Annotated in this window: 17 protein-coding genes and 1 tRNA gene; 11 read left to right on the forward strand and 7 right to left on the reverse strand. The window is 68.6% G+C overall.

From position 1 onward, the window contains the following. Nucleotides 1–122: 122 nt before the first annotated feature. Nucleotides 123–1,172, reverse strand: coding sequence for a tRNA epoxyqueuosine(34) reductase QueG (queG, locus tag AX692_RS04025; protein WP_073974556.1), 1,050 nt, complete (start codon nucleotides 1,170–1,172; stop codon nucleotides 123–125). Nucleotides 1,173–1,224: 52 nt separating this feature from the next. On the opposite strand from queG, the gene AX692_RS04030 reads away from it, so the two are divergent. From AX692_RS04030 to msrB, 4 genes are all read left to right on the forward strand, one after another. Then, complete coding sequence (locus AX692_RS04030) at nucleotides 1,225–2,229, forward strand: ABC transporter ATP-binding protein (RefSeq protein WP_419470482.1); 1,005 nt, start codon at nucleotides 1,225–1,227, stop codon at nucleotides 2,227–2,229. Beyond that, nucleotides 2,226–3,482, forward strand: coding sequence for an ABC transporter permease (locus AX692_RS04035; protein ID WP_073974558.1), 1,257 nt, complete (start codon nucleotides 2,226–2,228; stop codon nucleotides 3,480–3,482). The genes AX692_RS04030 and AX692_RS04035 overlap by 4 nt, the downstream gene beginning before the upstream one ends. A gap of 241 nt (nucleotides 3,483–3,723) precedes the next feature. After that, nucleotides 3,724–5,076: a cytochrome P450 gene (locus AX692_RS04040; protein ID WP_073974559.1), complete on the forward strand. Its 1,353-nt coding sequence runs from the start codon at nucleotides 3,724–3,726 to the stop codon at nucleotides 5,074–5,076. Between the two features lie 81 nt (nucleotides 5,077–5,157). Then, on the forward strand, nucleotides 5,158–5,658 hold the full coding sequence (gene msrB, locus AX692_RS04045) for a peptide-methionine (R)-S-oxide reductase MsrB (RefSeq protein ID WP_073974560.1): 501 nt from the start codon (nucleotides 5,158–5,160) through the stop codon (nucleotides 5,656–5,658). On the opposite strand, the gene AX692_RS04050 is transcribed toward msrB, so the two are convergent. Both AX692_RS04050 and AX692_RS04055 read right to left on the reverse strand, forming a co-directional pair. Beyond that, a complete protein-coding gene (locus AX692_RS04050; protein ID WP_073974561.1) occupies nucleotides 5,655–6,335 on the reverse strand; it encodes a PilZ domain-containing protein in 681 nt (226 codons plus the stop codon). The genes msrB and AX692_RS04050 overlap by 4 nt on opposite strands. Nucleotides 6,336–6,530: 195 nt before the next feature. Then, nucleotides 6,531–6,612, reverse strand: a tRNA-Leu gene (locus tag AX692_RS04055). A gap of 132 nt (nucleotides 6,613–6,744) precedes the next feature. Between AX692_RS04055 and AX692_RS04060 the strand changes: the two genes are divergently transcribed. After that, nucleotides 6,745–8,415 (forward strand): cation:proton antiporter, encoded by a 1,671-nt coding sequence (locus AX692_RS04060; RefSeq protein WP_230959518.1) that lies wholly within the window; start codon nucleotides 6,745–6,747, stop codon nucleotides 8,413–8,415. 247 nt (nucleotides 8,416–8,662) lie between these two features. Here AX692_RS04060 and AX692_RS04065 read toward each other — a convergent pair whose 3' ends face one another. Next, a complete protein-coding gene (locus AX692_RS04065) occupies nucleotides 8,663–8,941 on the reverse strand; it encodes an integration host factor subunit beta (RefSeq protein ID WP_073974563.1) in 279 nt (92 codons plus the stop codon). Nucleotides 8,942–9,148: 207 nt separating this feature from the next. Next, a complete protein-coding gene (locus AX692_RS04070; protein WP_073974564.1) occupies nucleotides 9,149–9,487 on the reverse strand; it encodes a GntR family transcriptional regulator in 339 nt (112 codons plus the stop codon). A 174-nt stretch (nucleotides 9,488–9,661) separates the two neighbouring features. On the opposite strand from AX692_RS04070, the gene AX692_RS04075 reads away from it, so the two are divergent. From AX692_RS04075 to AX692_RS04090, 4 genes are all read left to right on the forward strand, one after another. Continuing rightward, complete coding sequence (locus AX692_RS04075; protein ID WP_073974565.1) at nucleotides 9,662–11,416, forward strand: peptide MFS transporter; 1,755 nt, start codon at nucleotides 9,662–9,664, stop codon at nucleotides 11,414–11,416. A 91-nt stretch (nucleotides 11,417–11,507) separates the two neighbouring features. Beyond that, the gene (locus tag AX692_RS04080) at nucleotides 11,508–12,944 is read left to right on the forward strand and encodes an amidohydrolase (protein ID WP_073974566.1); all 1,437 of its coding nucleotides are present in this window, start codon (nucleotides 11,508–11,510) and stop codon (nucleotides 12,942–12,944) included. Continuing rightward, nucleotides 12,941–14,251 (forward strand): amidohydrolase family protein, encoded by a 1,311-nt coding sequence (locus AX692_RS04085; protein WP_073977568.1) that lies wholly within the window; start codon nucleotides 12,941–12,943, stop codon nucleotides 14,249–14,251. The genes AX692_RS04080 and AX692_RS04085 overlap by 4 nt, the downstream gene beginning before the upstream one ends. Further along, on the forward strand, nucleotides 14,251–14,760 hold the full coding sequence (locus AX692_RS04090) for an FKBP-type peptidyl-prolyl cis-trans isomerase (RefSeq protein WP_230961031.1): 510 nt from the start codon (nucleotides 14,251–14,253) through the stop codon (nucleotides 14,758–14,760). Before AX692_RS04085 ends, AX692_RS04090 begins: the two co-directional genes overlap by 1 nt. Here the strand turns inward: AX692_RS04090 and AX692_RS04095 are convergent. Continuing rightward, nucleotides 14,757–15,113: a winged helix-turn-helix transcriptional regulator gene (locus AX692_RS04095; protein WP_073975381.1), complete on the reverse strand. Its 357-nt coding sequence runs from the start codon at nucleotides 15,111–15,113 to the stop codon at nucleotides 14,757–14,759. The two genes, AX692_RS04090 and AX692_RS04095, sit on opposite strands and share 4 nt — an antisense overlap. A 74-nt stretch (nucleotides 15,114–15,187) precedes the next feature. Between AX692_RS04095 and AX692_RS04100 the strand changes: the two genes are divergently transcribed. Further along, on the forward strand, nucleotides 15,188–15,658 hold the full coding sequence (locus tag AX692_RS04100; protein WP_073975380.1) for a PaaI family thioesterase: 471 nt from the start codon (nucleotides 15,188–15,190) through the stop codon (nucleotides 15,656–15,658). 44 nt (nucleotides 15,659–15,702) lie between these two features. Further along, a complete protein-coding gene (locus tag AX692_RS04105) occupies nucleotides 15,703–16,377 on the forward strand; it encodes an NnrU family protein (protein WP_073975379.1) in 675 nt (224 codons plus the stop codon). Here AX692_RS04105 and AX692_RS04110 read toward each other — a convergent pair. Next, nucleotides 16,374–17,168 carry an alpha/beta hydrolase gene (locus tag AX692_RS04110; protein WP_073975378.1) on the reverse strand — a complete coding sequence of 265 codons (795 nt, stop codon included), beginning with the start codon at nucleotides 17,166–17,168 and terminating at the stop codon, nucleotides 16,374–16,376. The genes AX692_RS04105 and AX692_RS04110 overlap by 4 nt on opposite strands. Nucleotide 17,169: the final 1 nt, after the last annotated feature.

Genomic DNA, 17,169 nt, shown 5'->3' on the forward strand with positions numbered 1-17,169 from the left:
CTCCCCTCCCCTTGTGGGAGGGGCTGGGGGAGGGGACGAGGCCACAGGCCTCGCCGCGTAACCGCTGGCGTGAAGCCCCCTCCCCCCAACCCCCTCCCGCGAGGGGTGGGGGAGCGCAGAACTCAGCGCTTAAGTCGTGCCAGCGCCCATTCCGCGGCCTCGGCCACCACCGGATCGGGATCGCGGGTCAGCGCCTCCACCTGCTCCGCCAGCGCCGCATTCCCGCTGTTCCCCGCCGCGTAGAGGCAGTTTCGCACAAACCGGTCGCGCCCGATGCGCTTGATCGGCGAGCCCGAGAACAGCGCCCGGAAGCCCGCATCGTCCAGCGCCAGCAGCTCGGCGAGGCGCGGGGCGACCAGTTCGGCGCGGGGAAGGAATTCCTTCATCGCCTGTGCCGCGCTCGCGAACTTGTTCCACGGGCACACCGCCAGGCAATCGTCGCAGCCATAGATGCGGTTGCCCAGCGCCTCGCGGAATTCCTCCGCCACCGGCCCCTTGTGCTCGATCGTGAGGTAGGAAATGCAGCGCCGCGCATCCAGGCGGTAGGGCGCAGGAAAGGCTTGCGTAGGGCAGGCGTCGAGACAGGCGCGGCAAGAACCGCACTGGTCGCGGTGCGGCTCGGCGGGGGCTAGGTCCAGCGTCGTGTAGATCGCGCCGAGGAACAGCCAGCTGCCATGGGTGGGGCTGACGAGATTGGTGTGCTTGCCTTGCCACCCGATCCCCGCAGCCTCGCCCAAGGGCTTTTCCATGACAGGGGCGGTATCGACGAACACCTTGACCCCGGCGCCCGGCACCGTCTCCACCAGCCACCGGGCGAGCGCCTTCAGCCGCTTCTTCACGACATCGTGATAGTCCTTGCCTTGGGCATAGACCGAAATGCGCGCGTGCTCGCCCCATCCTTCCAGCGCCAGCGGGTCATGCCCGGGGGCGTAGCTCATGCCGAGCGCGATGACGCTCCGCGCCTCGGGCCACAGCCCCTGCGGCGCGCGGCGGTGATCGAGACGCGCCGCCATCCATTCCATCGACCCGTGGTGCCCCTCGCCCAGCCACTCCTCCAGCCGGGCGGAGCGCAGCGGGTTCTCGGCGGCCGGAGCGAACCCGCACACCGCGAAGCCGGAGGCGAGCGCCTGTTGGCGCACCTCTTCGGCAAGGCTTGCGGGCGAGTTAACCATTTTCGGCAAGGGCTCCGTTTAATCCTGACCGCTAACCGCGTAAGCCATGGACATGGCGGTAAGCGATCAGACCCTCTCGGGCAATCATTCCCACGGATCGACGGCCGTTCCCGACGATGCGCGGCCCCTCGCGATCGAGGCGCGCGGGCTGGTCAAGAGCTTCGACGGCACCCGCGCGGTCGACGGCGTCGACATCTCGGTGCCCGAGGGCGCGATCTACGGCATCCTCGGCCCCAACGGTGCAGGCAAGACCACGACGCTGCGGATGCTGCTCGGCATCATCGACCCCGACGAAGGCGTGCGCCGCGTGTTCGGGCACGACCGCCCGCACGACATCGGCCGGTTGATCGGCTACCTCCCCGAAGAGCGCGGGCTCTACCCCGCGATGAAGTGCATCGAGGCGATCGCCTTCATGGGCGCGCTGCGCGGACTGCCCTTGAAGGAGGGCCGCAAGCGCGCGGTGGAGCTGCTCGAGCGGCACGGCCTCGCCCATGCTGCCGACCGCCAGATCCGCCAGCTCTCCAAGGGGATGGCGCAGACCGTCCAGCTGCTCGGCACGCTGGTCCACGAACCCCGCCTGGTGGTGCTCGACGAGCCCTTCTCGGGGCTCGACGCGATCAACCAGGGGAAGCTCGAGCTGATGATCCGCGCGCTGGCCGACGACGGCGTCACCGTGATCTTCTCCACCCACGTCATCCACCATGCCGAGCGGCTGTGCGAGGGCGTCGCGATCATCGCCGGGGGCAAGGTGCCCTATGCCGGCAGCGTCGAGGCCGCGCGCGATCGCATCCCGGCGCAGGTGCGGCTCGAGACCCGGGCACGTGAAGGGGCGTGGCTCGCCGCGCTGCCGCCCGAGACCCGCCGCAACGGCGACTTCTTCCACTTCCCGCTCCCCGAGAGCGGCATCGAACCGCTTTTGAAGGGGCTGATCGAGGGCGAGGCGGGGATCCTCTCGCTCTCGATCGAGCGCGCCGGGCTCCACGACGCCTTCGTCGCCATCGCGGGCGAGGCCGCCGCGCGCCAGCTTGCCGCCGACAGCGAAGGAGCCCAAGCATGACCGACCTGCCGCTCCGCCCCCGCCTCTCCGCGCTCGAGGCTGCCTGGGTCATCGCCAGGCGGGACTTCGTCGCGGTGCTGTTCTCCCGCGCCTTCCTGTTCTTTCTGCTCGGCCCGCTCTTCCCCGTCATCGTCGGCGGGCTCGCCGGTTCGATCGGCGGCGAGGTCCAGCGCGACGCGGTCTCCTACGAGGTCGGGGTCGCGATGAGCCCGGGCGATACCGCCGCCATGCTGGCCGCGGGCGAGCGCCTCGCCCCGCAGCTGCCCTTCGCGCTCCCCCGGCTCCAGCCCGTGCCCGAGGCGGCCGAGGACCCGGCATTCGACGCGCGGGCCTTCATGGAGGCGCGCCAGGGCAATTATGCCGCGATCCTCACCGGCACCCCGCAGAGCCCGGTCCTCGTCGGCACCGAGGGCCAGATCGCGCGCTGGCAGGGGCCGGTCAGCCTGATCGCGGGCCACGCCCTCGCCGCCGAGCCTGCCGCCTTCCCGCAGGTCGGTGCCACTCCGGTCGCCACCAGCGCCGCCGACGAGCGCACCACCCGCATCCAGACCGCGCAGATCGCGCAGATGCTGCTGTTCCTGCTCACCATGCTGCTCGCCGGGATGGTGCTGTCCAATCTCGTCGAGGAGAAGGCCAACAAGATCATCGAGATCCTCGCCGCCGCGATCCCGATGGATGCCGTCTTCATGGGCAAGCTCTTCGCCATGCTGGCGGTCTCCTTCGTCGGCATCACCGTGTGGGGCCTCGCCGGCTTTGCCCTGTTCGGCGGGGCTGGCGAGGTCATCACCCGCGTCACCGGCTTCGACATCGCCAACCTGCCCGCGCCCGCGGTGGGCTGGCCGCTGTTCGTGCTGCTCGGCGTGCTCTACTTCGCGATGGCCTACCTCCTCTTGGGCGCGCTGTTCCTGACGATCGGTTCGATGGCGACCTCGGTGCGCGAGGTGCAGACGCTCTCGATGCCGGTCACCATGCTCCAGCTGATGGTGTTCTTCCTTGCCGCCTACACCATCAACCAGCCCGGCTCGCCGGTGGAGATGGCCGCGATCGCCTTCCCGCTGTCCTCGCCCTTCGCGATGCTCGCGCGTGCGGCGATGGAGAGCGAGTTGTGGACCCACGCGCTCGCGCTTGCCTGGCAGGGGATCGCGGTGGTGGGGATCGTCAAGGCCGGATCGCTGCTGTTCCGCAAGCGGGTGATGAAATCGGGCGGCGCTGGCCGCGACAAGGCCAGCAAGGGCGCGCAACTCACCGCCTGAGCCAACCTCCGGGGCGACCCTGGGCCACCCCGGCGCGGGGCCGCCTGCGCGGTTGCAGGCACTCGCTTGCGGCAGGGGCGAAGCGGCTCGTCCCCCGAGACAGGTCAGGCGGGCGGCTTGTAGGAAAGCGCCCAATCCGTCCCGAAATGCAACCCATATTGACATTGCTGTAAGTTGCGTCAGACTGCGACTCGTTCAGAAGCGGCCCCACCCGATAAGCGCCGCCCGACGGGAGACAGACATGGCCACGATTGCCCCCACCCCGCCCGGAATCCAGCGTCCGCAGGTGCGGCGCGAGCCTTCCTCCTACGACGCGCTTCAGGCCCATTTCGCCCAGCATCCTGAAGAGCGGCTCCGGCACAGCCATCCGTGGGACGTCAGCCGCTCGGACATCTATTTCGAGGATAAGTGGCAGCCGATCTTTGCCGAGATGCGCAAGGCGGGCCAGCTCCACTGGATCCCCGAAAGCCCCTTCGGCCCCTATTGGGCGGTGGTCGGACACAAGGCGATCCAGCACATCGAGGCCCTGCCCGAGCTGTTCTCGTCGAGCTGGGAGCATGGCGGGATCACCATCCTCAACCGCCTCAGCGAAGAGGAACTGGCCGATTCCACCATCGAGCGGCGCGAGCTGCCGATGTTCATCGCGATGGACCGTCCGCAGCACACCGGCCAGCGCCGCACCGTCGCGCCCAAGTTCACGCCCTCGGCCGTCACCGACATGGAGAGGGAAATCCGTCAGCGCACCGGCGAGCTGCTGGACAGCCTGCCGCGCGGGCAAGTGTTCGACTGGGTCGATACCGTGTCGATCGAGCTCACCACCGGCATGCTCGCGATCCTTTTCGGCTTTCCCTGGGAAGACCGCCGCCTGCTGACCTTCTGGTCGGACTGGTCGGGCGATACCGAGCTCGGCTCGATCCGCGCGCTCGACGAGATGCGCTGGGGCATCCTCCACGAAATGGGAGCCTATTTCCAGACGCTCTGGATCGAGCGCACGATGGACAAGGAGCCGGGCAATGATCTCATCTCGATGATGATCCATTCCGAGGCGATGAACCAGATGCGGCCCGAGGAATTCATGGGCAACCTGGTGCTGCTGATCGTCGGCGGGAACGACACCACCCGCAACACCATGAGCGGGATCATCCATGCCATGGACATGTTCCCCGACCAGCGCAAAGCCTTCGAGGAGAACCCCGACCTCATCCCCAACGCGGTGCAGGAATGCCTGCGGATGCAGACCCCGCTCGCGCACATGCGCCGCACCTGCACCCAGGACACCGAGGTGTTCGGCCAGACCATCAAGGCGGGCGACAAGGTGGTGCTGTGGTACATCAGCGCCAACCGCGACGAGGAGGTGTTCGACGATCCCGACAAGCTCGACCTCACCCGCGAGAACGCGCGCCGCCACCTCGCCTTCGGCTACGGCATCCACCGCTGCGTCGGTGCGCGGCTGGCCGAATTGCAGCTGCGTGTGCTGCTCGAGGAAATGCACAAGCGCCGGATGCGGGTGCATGTCGCGGGCGATGTCGAGCGGGTGCGGGCGAACTTCGTCCACGGCTTCCGCAAGCTCGAGGTCGAGATCACGACTTTCTGAGTTTTTTCGCGGGCTGAAACCCGGCGGCGGTTTTCGACGTAAAAGAGGGGCGGGCACAGCGCCCGCCCTACGGAGATACCCATGCGCCTGCCCTTCCTGAACCGCCGCCGCCTGCTCGCCGCGAGTGCCGCGATCGGCGGATTGTTGCCCTTCGTGAGCGCCTGCGGCGCCTCGCCGGCCGAGGCCAAGAGCTACCCCAAGGGCCGACCCGATGCCGAATGGAAGAAGCTGCTGACCCGCGACCAGTATTACGTGCTGCGCGAGGCGGGGACCGAACGCGCGTTCACCTCGCCGCTCAACAAGGAAAAGCGCAAGGGCACCTTCGTGTGTGCCGCGTGCAGCAACCAGCTCTATTCCTCGGCGACCAAGTACGACAGCGGCACGGGCTGGCCGAGCTTCTGGCAGGCGATCGACAAGGGCGCGGTGGGCACTTCGACCGACTACCTGATCGGCTACCCGCGCACCGAGGTGCACTGCGCCGATTGCGGCGGGCACCTTGGGCACATCTTCGGTGACGGGCCGAGGCCCACCGGCAAGCGCCACTGCATCAACGGCGTCGCGCTGAAGTTCGTCCCCGCCTAGGCGGCAGGCGCGGCGGCGGACGCGGGCGCGCCGCCGTTCTCGAGCAGCGCCGGGGCCTGGAGCAGCGCCGCCAGCCGCGCGAAATCGCCGAGGGTGAAGGTGTCGTCGAACACCACCCCGTAATGCTGGTCGCGCCGCCAGCGCACCTTGGCGCGCACCTCGCGCGGCTTGCCCCCGCCGACCGCAGGCATGGCGATGCGCAGCGTCTGGTCGATCGCCAGCAGCTGGTCGCAGGTCAGCCGCGCGCCCTGTTGCGAGAAGTTCTCGACCAGCGCCTCGAACTGTCCGCTGAGCAAGTTCACCGTGACCGGGAAGCACAGCGCGAGGCGCAGCCCGCGCTTGGGATAGTCGCTCGCCTCGTTGACGAGCGTGTCGACCTCGACCTGGCCTGCGAAGGTGAAGCCCGCCTCGTTGCCCTTGTGCCAGACCCGCGCGACCTCGTAAACGGCGCCGGCCGGCATGTGCAGCGCGAAGTCCTTGCACGAGGGCAGTCCGTGGAACAGCCGCACGCTCACCCCGGTCTCGGACACGTCGCGGATCACGCAGACGAACTCGCCCTGCGCCGAGACGAGCTTGGCCGCCCGGATCAGCAGCGTGAAGCGAGGCGCGGTGCGCTGCTCGTCGCCGGGCTGCTCCGGAACGGGTTCGAGGCGTGCGTGTTGGCTCGCTGGTTCCATGCCTGTTGTCCCAACCCGACAGCCCCTGGTCCTGGCACTGGCGAGACATGCACGGGACGGTCTGATCCCGCGCTTCTCATGAGGGATTACGCAGGAAGGCGTTAAGGCCAGGATAATGGCGCCCCCGGGCCGACCCCATGCGGCACTGTCAAATTGACGCAGACAGGGGCGCCGTCGGGCCTTCGGGGGCCGGTGTACGGGCGGCGGGACTCGAACCCGCAAGATCAAGGATCAGGGGATTTTAAGTCCCCGGCGTCTACCATTCCGCCACGCCCGCATACTTGCGCCCTTGCCACAGATCGGCAGGCCATGGCCAGAGCCCGCCGCACGCGCTTGCCAGTCCGCCTCGCAAGCCCCATTTGGGCGTCTCAGGATAATCACTTGGGCAAGGCGCGTGATGGCGGGCGAAATGACAGACGCGCATTCGGTGGTGCACACGATCCAGCCGGCGATCACGCTGCTGGGGCTCGGCATTGCCGCAGCGCTGGGCAGCCGCGCGCTGCGGCTCAATCCGATCGTCGGCTATCTCGGCATGGGGCTGGGCCTCTCGAGCCTCGGAATGGCGGCCGATTTCAGCGGGCCGGTGGTCGCCGCGATGGCGGAAGCGGGGGTGATGTTCCTGCTGTTCAACCTCGGCCTGCACTTCTCTTTGGGCCGCATCCGCGCTGAGGCGGGCAATATCTTCGGCTTCGGCAGCCTGCAGATGATCGTTGCGGGCGGGGCCTTTGCCGCGCTGTTCTGGGCCTTCGGCCTGCCGCCGACCTTCGCGGTGATCGCGGGCTTCGGGATGGGCCTGTCCTCCACCGCGGTCGTCATCGGCCTTATCCGCGAACGCGACCAGGAGGACTGCCCGGTGGGCCGCGCGGCACAATCAATCCTGATCTTTCAGGACATCGCCGCGATCCTGCTGCTGGTGACCGCCGGCGCGCTCGCCAGCGGGGGCGCGCTCGCCCCGGCGCTGGGGATGGCGGGGGCCAAGGCACTCGCCGCCTTCGCCATCGCGGTGCTCTTCGCGCGGTTCCTGACCGAGCCGATCTTCGGCCTGATCGCCCGCGCGGGCACGACCGAGGTCTACACCGCCACCGCGCTGTTCATCGCGCTCGCCGCCGGGTGGGCGACGGGGATGGCCGGGTTGTCGCTGACACTGGGCGCGTTCCTCGGCGGGATGGCGGTCGCGGATTCGCGCTACCGCATCCTGGTGCAGACCGAGATCGATGCCTTCCGCGGGCTGTTCATGAGCTTCTTCTTCATCTCGGTCGGCCTGTCGATCGACCCGGCGCAGCTGGTGCGCGACTGGCAGCTGGTGGTGGCGATGACTCTCGGGGTGATCGCGGCGAAATGCGCCTTCAACGTGGTCGCCGCGCTGCTCAACCGCTGGTCGGTGCCGGGCTCGATCCAGCTCGGGTTTTTGCTCGGGCAGGGGAGCGAGTTCACGCTGGTGCTGCTGGCGCTGCCCGCGGTCGCCGGGTTGGCCGAGCCGCGGCTGGTCTCGACGATGGTCACCGCGATCGCGATCAGCCTCGCGGCGACGCCCTTCGTCTCCAATCTCGGGCGCAAGCTTGCCGGGCGGCTCCGGCAGGGCCCGCCCGACAGCAAGATGGCAGGCGACGACGCGGCGGTCGTCATCATCGGCATGACCACTGCGGGCCGCGCGGTCGCCGATGCGCTCGCTTTCAACGATGTCGATTATCTCGCGCTGGAGCCCGATCACGACCGCTTCCAGACCGCGCTTGCCGATGGCTACCACGTCCACCGCGCCAACCCGGCCGACCCGCGCAGCTGGGACGCAATCGGGATGGACCGCCGCAGCGTGCTGGTGATCGCGACCGGCGTCACCGATGTCTCGCGCGAGCTCACTCCGCTGGTCGAGACCCGCGCGCCGACGATGACGCGGATCATCGCCGTGCCGGGGGACGACGAGGCGGGCGACATGGCCGCGCTCGGCATGCTGCCGGTCGACGTGAGCATGAGCGGCGGAGGCGAGCGCCTGATCGAGCTGGTGTTCGCCGCGCTCGAGATCGAGCGCGCGCTCCCCGTGCCCGGCCTAGCGCATGATGATCCCATGCCCCGCGCGGCGTGATCTGTTTTGCGAGGGCGCCTCGGCGCCCTCGTCCTCGGTGCGTTTCGATCCCTGCCGGATCGAGCACCTGCGGACGCGCGTTCGCGCTTGCGGCCCTTCGGGGCCGATCAGCGCCAAACGCTAACGATGAAGGGAGCGCTGGCTCGGTCGCGCAGCGACCGCGAGCGCACGGCGCGAGCCGCAGGCGCCCCGGAGCGAAGCGGAGGGAATAGCGCCGAGGACGAGGGCGCGGAGGCGCCCTCGCAACTCACTTGTTCAACCGCTCGCGGATTTCCTTGCCGGCCTTGAAGTAGGGCACGCGCTTCGAGGGCACGTCCACCGTCTCGCCGGTGCGCGGGTTGCGACCGCTTCTCGCCTCGCGCTCGCGGGTCGAGAACGCGCCGAAGCCGCGCAGCTCCACCCGTCCGCCCTCGGCCAGCCGCTGCGCGATCTCGTCGAAGAAGATGTCCACCACCTGCTCGATCTCGTCGGCGCGGAGGTCTGGGTTGTCCTTGTGCAATTCCTGCAACAGTTCGGATCTGATCATACCGATCTCCCGGCGGCCAGCATGGCCCGACCACGCTGACGCCGCTATGCGGGTTACCCCGTCGTTTATATTACGCGCCTCCGACCCGTGAGGCTGCCCCTTTAATCCCAAGCGTGCGACTTATGCAATCCCGCCACCCGGAATTGCATGCAAAGTGTCACATTACGGGAAACAGCGCAACCTACAGCGCTGTAAGTTAGGAACTTGTCAGGAGGTCGGCGCAAGATCCGCCGGATCGAGGCCCAGCCGCGCCATCCGGTTACGGATCTCGGGCCATTCCTCGCGCAGGAAAGCCTCGCGCTCGGCCGCGCGCAGCCGCTCGGCCGCGCCGCGCACGACATACATGCCCACGCCGCGCTGCACCTCGACAAGCCCGTCGTTCTGGAACTGCTGGTAGGCCTTGGCGACCGTGAGCGGATTGGCCCTCTGTTCCGCCGCGAGCGCGCGCACCGAGGGGAGCATCGCCCCTTCCGGATAGACCCCGTCGATGATCGCCGCGGCGATCTGGTCGCGCAGCTTCAAGTAGACGGGGCGGTTGGGGTTCATGGCGGCTGGAGTCCCTTGCGAGGTGCATCAGTGCCATAATACAGCCATGCGGTCAAGGAGAGCCCACGGGGATTCATCCGCAACAAATGCTTCACACTCGCGCAACACGCGCTAGGGTGCGCGGCCATGGGACCGCGTCCGCGAGAGGGGCGCACTTCAGGGATTCAAACAAGCATGGCCACAACTGAGCTTCCGCACGGGGACAGCGCCGGGACAATCCTCGGCCACCCCAAGGGTCTGTTCGTCCTCTTCTTCGCCGAGATGTGGGAGCGCTTCTCCTACTACGGCATGCGGGCGCTCTTGATCTTCTACCTCACCAAGCACTGGCTTTTCGACGACGCGCAGGCGGGCGTGATCTACGGCGCCTATACCGCGCTCGTCTACATCACCCCGGTGCTGGGCGGCTATCTCGCCGACAAGTATCTCGGGCAGAGGAAGGCCGTCACCTATGGCGCGGTGCTGCTGACCTTCGGCCACTTCCTGATGGGCTTCGAAGGGAATGGCGGACAAGACGCGGCGAGCCTCAGCATCTTCTGGCTGGCGCTGGCCTTCATCATCGTCGGCTCGGGCTTCCTGAAGGCGAACATCTCGGTGATCGTCGGCCAGCTCTACCCGCGCACCGACGTGCGGCGCGATGGGGCCTACACGATCTTCTACATGGGCATCAATCTCGGCGCGTTCCTCGGTTCGCTGCTGTGCGGCTATCTCGGCGAGACCTACGGCTGGGCCTACGGCTTCGGCGCGGCGGGCTTCGGGATGCTGCTCGGCTTGATCGTGTTCACCGTGTTCAAGCCGTTGCTGCTGGGCCGCGGCGAGCCGCCGATTGCGCTGACGAAGGGCACCGAATGGGGCCTTTATGCCGTCGGTCTGGCGGCTGTCGGGATGGCGTGGTGGATGGTCCAGAATCAGGGCGTGGTCGGCACGCTCCTCGGAACATTCGGTATCGCTCTGGTCAGCTACGTGCTCTACATTGCTGCTTTCCAGATTCCCTATGGCTCGCTTGATCGCGCACCCAAGCCGTCGCTGGGCTTCTTCCTGTTCTCTTCAGCCGTGGCGATCTTCGGTATGTTGATGGTCGGTATCGGCAATTCGGCCATGGTGCCAGTGGCCGCGGCGGGTGGTATCGGCATGCTGCTGGCGATGGTCTACGAGGCTTTCACGCGCCGGAACGAGGATCGCGATCGGATCTTCGCCGCGATGTTCCTGATCCTCGGCTCGATCCTGTTCTGGGCGCTGTTCGAACAGGCGGGCTCTTCGCTCAACCTCTACACGGATCGTCACGTCGACCGGACGATCTTCGGCTTCGAGGTTCCGGCATCGGTGTTCCAGTCAGTCAACGCGGCCTACATTGTGCTGCTGGCCCCGGTATTCGCGGCGCTGTGGACGTGGCTCGGGCGCAAGGGGCTCGAGCCCTCGGCCCCGGCCAAGTTCGGCCTTGCGCTGATGCAGCTGGGTGCGGGCTTCCTCGTGCTGGTCGCGGGCGCGGCGACCGGGAACCTCACCCCGGTGCTGTTCATCTTCCTCATCTACCTGCTCCACACCACCGGCGAGCTGTGCCTCAGCCCCGTGGGCCTGTCGGCAATGAACCGTCTGGCTCCGGCGCACATGGCCTCGCTGATCATGGGCACCTGGTTCTTCGCCTCGGCCACCGGCAACTTCGCCGCCGGGTTGATCGCCGCCGCGACGGGTTCGGAAGCCGCCTCGGGCGAGGGTGCGGGCAAGGACGTCGTGCTCGGGGTCTACTCGCAGATCGGTTGGATCGCGGTGGCGGTCGGCGTCGGGGTGCTGCTGGTCAGCCCGCTGATCAGGAAGCTGATGCACCTCGACACGCTGCGCGACGACGGTGCGGTCTCCGAAGCCGAACGCGTCTTCGGCGACGCCGAGGCGCAGCAGGCCGGCATCCGCCCCGTCACCGGCCCCGCCGCGTAACGTTCACCGGACACGAATTTCGTCCGACACCATGGACAAACCTCGCGTTTTCCGTTCCAAAGCAAGTGGAGCGGAATAACGCGAGGTTTGCATGTATCGAGAATCGAAGTGGCGCGCCCGTTCAGGCGCGCTGGCCACCCTTGCGAGCGCACTGGCGCTGATCGCGGGGGCCACCGTCGCCGACGCGAAAGAGCGGGACAAGAAGAAGGGCAAGGACGAGGAGGCCGCCGAGGCACCCGCCTTCGCAGCCATCAAGCCGGGCGAACCGGTCTACCCCTCGACCTACAAGCCCTTCCCCAATGTCGCGACCGCGATCCGGGGCGCGACCATCTATGACGGGCGCGGCAAGAAGATCGACAATGGCGTCGTCTTCATGAGCGGCGGCAAGATCGTCGCGGTCGGCGGCCCCGACACGCCGATCCCGGCCGACATCGCGTTGTTCGACGGCACCGGCAAGTTTGTCACCCCCGGCATCATAGACATTCACTCGCACCTCGGCGATTACCCCTCGCCCAGTGTCGACGCGCATTCGGACGGCAATGAGGCGACCAGTCCGACCACGCCCGAGGTGTGGGCCGAACACTCGGTCTGGCCGCAGGACCCCGGCTTCAGCCGCGCGCTGGCGAATGGCGGGATCACGAGCCTGCAGATCCTCCCCGGCTCGGCGAACCTGATGGGCGGGCGCTCGGTGACGCTCAAGAACGTCCCGGCGCGCACGATGCAGGGGATGAAGTTCCCGGGCGCGCCCTACTCGATGAAGATGGCCTGCGGGGAAAACCCCAAGCGCGTCTATGGCGAGCGCGGGCGGATGCCCTCGACCCGGATGGGCAACCTTGCGGTCAACCGCGAGACGTGGCTCGCCGCGATCGACTATGCCAACGACAAGAAGGCCAAGCGCGATCTCGGCAAGGAAACGCTGGTCGGCGTGCTCAAGGGCGAGATCCTGATCCAGAACCACTGCTACCGCGCCGACGAGATGGCGCTGGTGCTCGATATGGCCAAGGAGATGGGCTACAAGGTCGCCGCCTTCCACCACGCGGTCGAGGCCTACAAGATCGGCGACCTGCTGCGCGCGAATGACGTGTGCTCGGCGATCTGGGCCGACTGGTACGGGTTCAAGATGGAAAGCTACGACGGCATCCTCGAGAACGCTGCCTTCCTTCAGCGCGAGGGCGCCTGCGTGGTGATCCACTCGGACGACGAGAACGACATCCAGCGCCTCAATCAGGAGGCCGCCAAGGCGCAGGCCGCCGGCGCGCGGGTGGGGATCGACATCCCCGATGCGACCGTGATCGGCTGGATCACCTACAACGCCGCCAAGGCGATGGGGATCGGCGACATGACCGGCAGCCTCGAGACCGGCAAGATGGCCGACGTGGTGCTGTGGAACGGCGATCCGCTCTCGGTCTATTCGCGGCCCGAGAAGGTGTGGATCGACGGGGCGCTGATGTTCGATGCGCTCAACCCCAAGACGCGTCCGGTGAGCGATTTCGAGCTCGGCCAGCCCGGTGAAGGAGATGTGAAGTGAAGCGGCTCCTCACACTAGCGGCCAGCACTCTGGCCCTTTGCGCCGCGCCCGCCATGGCGCAGGACGTGACCATCACCAATGCCCGGGTCGTCGTCGGCGACGGCAGCGAGCCGATCGAGGGCGGCACAGTCGTCGTTCAGGGCGGCAAGGTCGTCTATGCCGGCCCCGCCGCTGGCGCCCCTGCGGGCGGCACGCCGGTCGATGCCAGGGGCGCCTACGTTACCCCCGGCATCTTCGCGACCGTCACCACGCTCGGCCTTGCCGATGTCTCGGCGGTGAGCGAGACCGAGGACTCGCGCGCCGCCGCCTCGCCCTTCAGTGCGGCGCTCGATGCGGCGACCGGTATCAACCCGCTCTCGCAGCACATCCTCGTCCACCGCGCCGCCGGGATCACCCGCGCGGCGACCACCACCGTGCCGACCGGCTCGATCTTTGCGGGGCAAGGCGCGATCATCGACCTCGATGGCGATGCGACCCCGGTGATGCAGGCGCGCGCGTTCCAGATGGTCGACTTGGGCGAGAACGGGGCGCGCCTTGCGGGCGGCAGCCGTCCGGCGGCGCACCTGCTGCTGCGCGCCTCCCTGCGCGAGGCGCAGGCGCTCGCGGGCAAGCCCGGCACGCCGCAGACCACCGAGATCGTCAAGGACGACGAAGTCCTGCTCAGCCGCTTCGATGCCGAGGCGCTGGTGCCGGTGGTGACGGGCAAGCAGAAGCTCTATGTCGCCGCCGAACGCGCCTCCGACATCCGCGGCGCGCTCGCGCTCAAGAGCGAGTTCCCGGCGCTCGATCTGGTGCTCGTGGGCGCGACCGAGGGGTGGATGGTGGCAAGCGAGATCGCCGCCGCCAGGGTGCCGGTGATCGCCAACGGCCTCAACGATCTGCCTGCCAGCTTCGAACAGCTGGGCGCGACCCAGTCCAACGCCGGGCGCATGATGCGCGCGGGCGTGAAGGTCGCGATCAACGCCGACTCGCTCCAGAACCCCCGCCGCCTGCAGCAGGTGGCGGGCAATCTCGTCGCGCTGAACCGGCTGCCGGGCGCGGCGGGAATGAGCTGGGGGCAGGCCTTCGCCGCGATCAGCTCGGTTCCGGCCGAGATCAGCGGGATGGGCGGCAAGGCGGGGGTGCTGAAGCCCGGCGCGCTCGGCGATGTGGTGATCTGGAGCGAGGACCCGCTCGAGGCGGGCGCGGTGCCCACCCAGGTGTTCATCGGCGGGGTGAAGCAGGATCTCACCAGCCACCAGTCGCGGCTGCGCGATCGCTACCGCGAGCTGGACGAAAGCCAGCGGCCCGAGGCCTACGACTGGTGATGGGCATGCAAGCGAAGCCCCTCGCCGCGCTGGCGGGCGCGCTGCTGCTCGCCGCCGTGATCTCCGGCGCCCCTGCCGCCGCGCAGGACAAGGCGCCCGACGCCAACGCCCAGAATCCGGCGTGGCACGCGCAGCAGCAGCTTTACCTTCTCGGCCTCAAGGCGGAGGACGGGTGGTACACCGCCGAGGGCGGCTTGCGCTGGCGCTGGCTCAAGTATCTGGCCTCGGAGAAGAAGCCCAAGGTCTCGGACGTGGTTACCGTCCACTACGAGGGCAAGCTGCTCGACGGGACGGTGTTCGACAGCTCCTATGCGCGGGGGCAACCGGCCACCTTCCCGCTGGCGCGGCTGGTTCCCGGCTGGCAGATCGCCATTCCCCAGATGGGCGTGGGCGAGATCATCGAGATCGCGATTCCCGCCGACCTTGCCTATGGCCCGGTCGGGCGCGGACCGATCCCGGGCAATGCAACGCTGGTGTTCAAGGTCGAACTGATCGGGATCGGCGGCTAGTCACCCCGTAGTGGCGGCCAGGGCGGGGCGGTCTCGCCCTCGCCGTAGAGGTGCGCGGCGCTCCAGCCCGCCAACTCGGTGAACAGCGGCACCAGCGCCTGCGCCTTCTCCGTCAGGACATAGCGCGCGCGCTTGCCTTCGGGCGGGTCGCGGCGGAGCAGGCCTGCCTCCTGCAACATCGCCAGCCGCGAGGTGAGCGCGGCGCGATTGATCCCGAGCCGCGCGACGAATTCCTCGAACCGCTCCGCCCCCAGGAAGGCGTCGCGCAGGATCAGCAGCACCCAGCGATCGCCGAGCAGGCGCGCGGCGCGGGCGACGGGGCACGGCGCGCGGGAGAGGCGATAGGTTTTCATCGTCTGATTATCAGACTTGCGCGCGCCGATGGCAAGGCGCATAAAGTCTGTGAATCAGACTTAAGGAGTCTCCCATGTCGACCTCCCCCGTCACCCGCTTCGACAGCCCCGAAGCCGCAATCGCCTACATGAAGCAGGTCGCGGTCGCCCGGTCGGGCTTCTCCAGCTGGCTCGATGTCGAGCCGGTCAGGGTGTGGCAAGGGGAGAGCGAACTCACCCTCGAACTTCGCCCCGAGATGACCCAGCACCACGGCTTCGCTCACGGAGCGATCGTCGGGTTGATGGCGGACAATGCCTGCGCCTGGGCGGGGGCCTCGGTGGCGGGCGACGTGGTGACGGGGGGCTACACCATCGACTTCCTGCGCCCGGCCAAGGGCGAGCGGCTGCGCGCGCGCGGCACCGTGATCAAGGCGGGCAAGCGCCAGGTGGTGGTGCGCGCCGATGTCTGGGCCGAGAGCGAGGGCGAGGCTCCGGTCCACGTTGCCGCGGCGCAGGCGACGATCGTGCCGACCGGGCTGCCGAGCGCCAGGGTGGAACTTGCGTGAAGCGCGGCTAGGCGGCCTTGCCAACCCATGTTAGCTTGGCGGCCATGGATGGGGATCTGATCACGCTCGCCGCGGCCAATGCCGCTTTCGTCGGCTCGCACTTCGCCATGTCGCACCCCCTGCGGATGCCGATGGTGCGCGCGATCGGGGCGGGGGGCTTCCAGATCGCCTACACCGTGGTGAGTTTCGCCGCGCTCGCCTGGGTCTATTTCGCCTTCCTCGCCGCGCCGCCCGCCGATCTCCCGGGTTCGGGCGAGGCGGGGTGGATCATCGCCACGCTGCTGACCTGGCCCGCGATGGTGCTGCTCGCCGGATCGCTGATCGGCAACCCCGCGCTCCCGACCCCGCTCGCAGAGCAGCAGGCACGCGCCGAGCCCAAGGGCGTGTTCCGCGTCACGCGCCACCCGATGATGTGGGGGATCGGCCTGTGGGCGCTCTCGCACATGGTGCTGTTCTGGAGCACCCGAACGATGATCACCGCCCTTGCGATGGGGGTGCTGTCGCTGGTCGGATCGCGCTTGCAGGATGGCAAGAAGGCGGCGCTGATGGGCGAGGCCTGGGCCGAATGGTCGAGCCGCACCTCCTGGTGGCCGCGCTTGGGGCAGTTCACCGGTGTCGGCACGGTGCCGTTGGCGGTGGGCACGGGGCTGTGGCTGGCGGCGAGCTGGCTTCACCTATGGCGCGCCGGGATCCCGGCGGGCGTGTTCAAGTGGCTCTAAAGGCTGTTCCCCGCTAGCCAATCCGCCTGCGCGGCCTGCACCTGCGGGTCGAGCGAGATCATGTGCCCCGCGCCTTCCACCGCCCGAAAGGTCGCGGTCGGCCCGGCTGCCGCCAGCCGCTTGCCGAGCGTGAAGGGCACCACCGCGTCGGCCGTTCCGTGCAGCACCAGCACCGGCATCGCGAGGCCCGCAAGCTTGCCGCGGTTGTCGTAGCGATCGCGCACCAGCAACTCGGCGGGCACCCACGGCATGGCAAAGGCCGCAGCATCGGGAAGGGTCGTGAACGGGGCGAGCAGGATCAGCGCTGCCGGGGCGAATTGCCGCGCCATCTCGGTCGCCGTGCCCGAGCCCAGCGAATGGCCGATCACCACCGTTCGCGCGGGCGCGATCCCCTGCGCGGCGAGGAACGCCATCGCCGCGCGCCCGTCGGCATAGAGCCCCGCTTCCGACGGCGCGCCCGGATTGCCGCCATAGCCGCGATACTCGACCAGCAGCACGCCGTAGCCCCGCTCCGCCAGCAATGCCGTCTCGCGCGTCGCCCCGGCGAGCGAGCCGCCGTTGCCGTGGAAATAGACCACCGCCGGGCGGCCCGGGTCGGGCGCACGCCAATGGGCCTCGAGCGCGAGACCGTCCTCGCTCGTCAGGGTCACCGCAGCAAAGCCCGGCGCGGGGGCGTGGCGATCCTGCGGCGCGGGGTAGATGAGGCTCGCCTGCGCCCACCACAGCCCGGCGAGCAGCGCCAGATAGGCGAGCGTCAGCGCCGCCGCGATGCGCAGAGCCCAGCGGCGCATC

The organism is Erythrobacter donghaensis, assembly GCF_001557325.1.
Taxonomy (GTDB): domain Bacteria; phylum Pseudomonadota; class Alphaproteobacteria; order Sphingomonadales; family Sphingomonadaceae; genus Erythrobacter; species Erythrobacter donghaensis_B.

Excerpts from the sequence above, each read along its gene's own strand:
- queG (WP_073974556.1), bottom strand. The coding sequence starts at position 1,172 with ATGGTTAACTCGCCCGCAAGCCTTGCCGAAGAGGTGCGCCAACAGGCG.
- AX692_RS04030 (WP_419470482.1), top strand. The coding sequence starts at position 1,225 with ATGGCGGTAAGCGATCAGACCCTCTCGGGCAATCATTCCCACGGATCG.
- AX692_RS04035 (WP_073974558.1), top strand. The coding sequence starts at position 2,226 with ATGACCGACCTGCCGCTCCGCCCCCGCCTCTCCGCGCTCGAGGCTGCC.
- AX692_RS04040 (WP_073974559.1), top strand. The coding sequence starts at position 3,724 with ATGGCCACGATTGCCCCCACCCCGCCCGGAATCCAGCGTCCGCAGGTG.
- msrB (WP_073974560.1), top strand. The coding sequence starts at position 5,158 with ATGCGCCTGCCCTTCCTGAACCGCCGCCGCCTGCTCGCCGCGAGTGCC.
- AX692_RS04050 (WP_073974561.1), bottom strand. The coding sequence starts at position 6,335 with ATGGAACCAGCGAGCCAACACGCACGCCTCGAACCCGTTCCGGAGCAG.
- AX692_RS04060 (WP_230959518.1), top strand. The coding sequence starts at position 6,745 with ATGACAGACGCGCATTCGGTGGTGCACACGATCCAGCCGGCGATCACG.
- AX692_RS04065 (WP_073974563.1), bottom strand. The coding sequence starts at position 8,941 with ATGATCAGATCCGAACTGTTGCAGGAATTGCACAAGGACAACCCAGAC.
- AX692_RS04070 (WP_073974564.1), bottom strand. The coding sequence starts at position 9,487 with ATGAACCCCAACCGCCCCGTCTACTTGAAGCTGCGCGACCAGATCGCC.
- AX692_RS04075 (WP_073974565.1), top strand. The coding sequence starts at position 9,662 with ATGGCCACAACTGAGCTTCCGCACGGGGACAGCGCCGGGACAATCCTC.
- AX692_RS04080 (WP_073974566.1), top strand. The coding sequence starts at position 11,508 with ATGTATCGAGAATCGAAGTGGCGCGCCCGTTCAGGCGCGCTGGCCACC.
- AX692_RS04090 (WP_230961031.1), top strand. The coding sequence starts at position 14,251 with ATGGGCATGCAAGCGAAGCCCCTCGCCGCGCTGGCGGGCGCGCTGCTG.
- AX692_RS04095 (WP_073975381.1), bottom strand. The coding sequence starts at position 15,113 with ATGAAAACCTATCGCCTCTCCCGCGCGCCGTGCCCCGTCGCCCGCGCC.
- AX692_RS04100 (WP_073975380.1), top strand. The coding sequence starts at position 15,188 with ATGTCGACCTCCCCCGTCACCCGCTTCGACAGCCCCGAAGCCGCAATC.
- AX692_RS04105 (WP_073975379.1), top strand. The coding sequence starts at position 15,703 with ATGGATGGGGATCTGATCACGCTCGCCGCGGCCAATGCCGCTTTCGTC.
- AX692_RS04110 (WP_073975378.1), bottom strand. The coding sequence starts at position 17,168 with ATGCGCCGCTGGGCTCTGCGCATCGCGGCGGCGCTGACGCTCGCCTAT.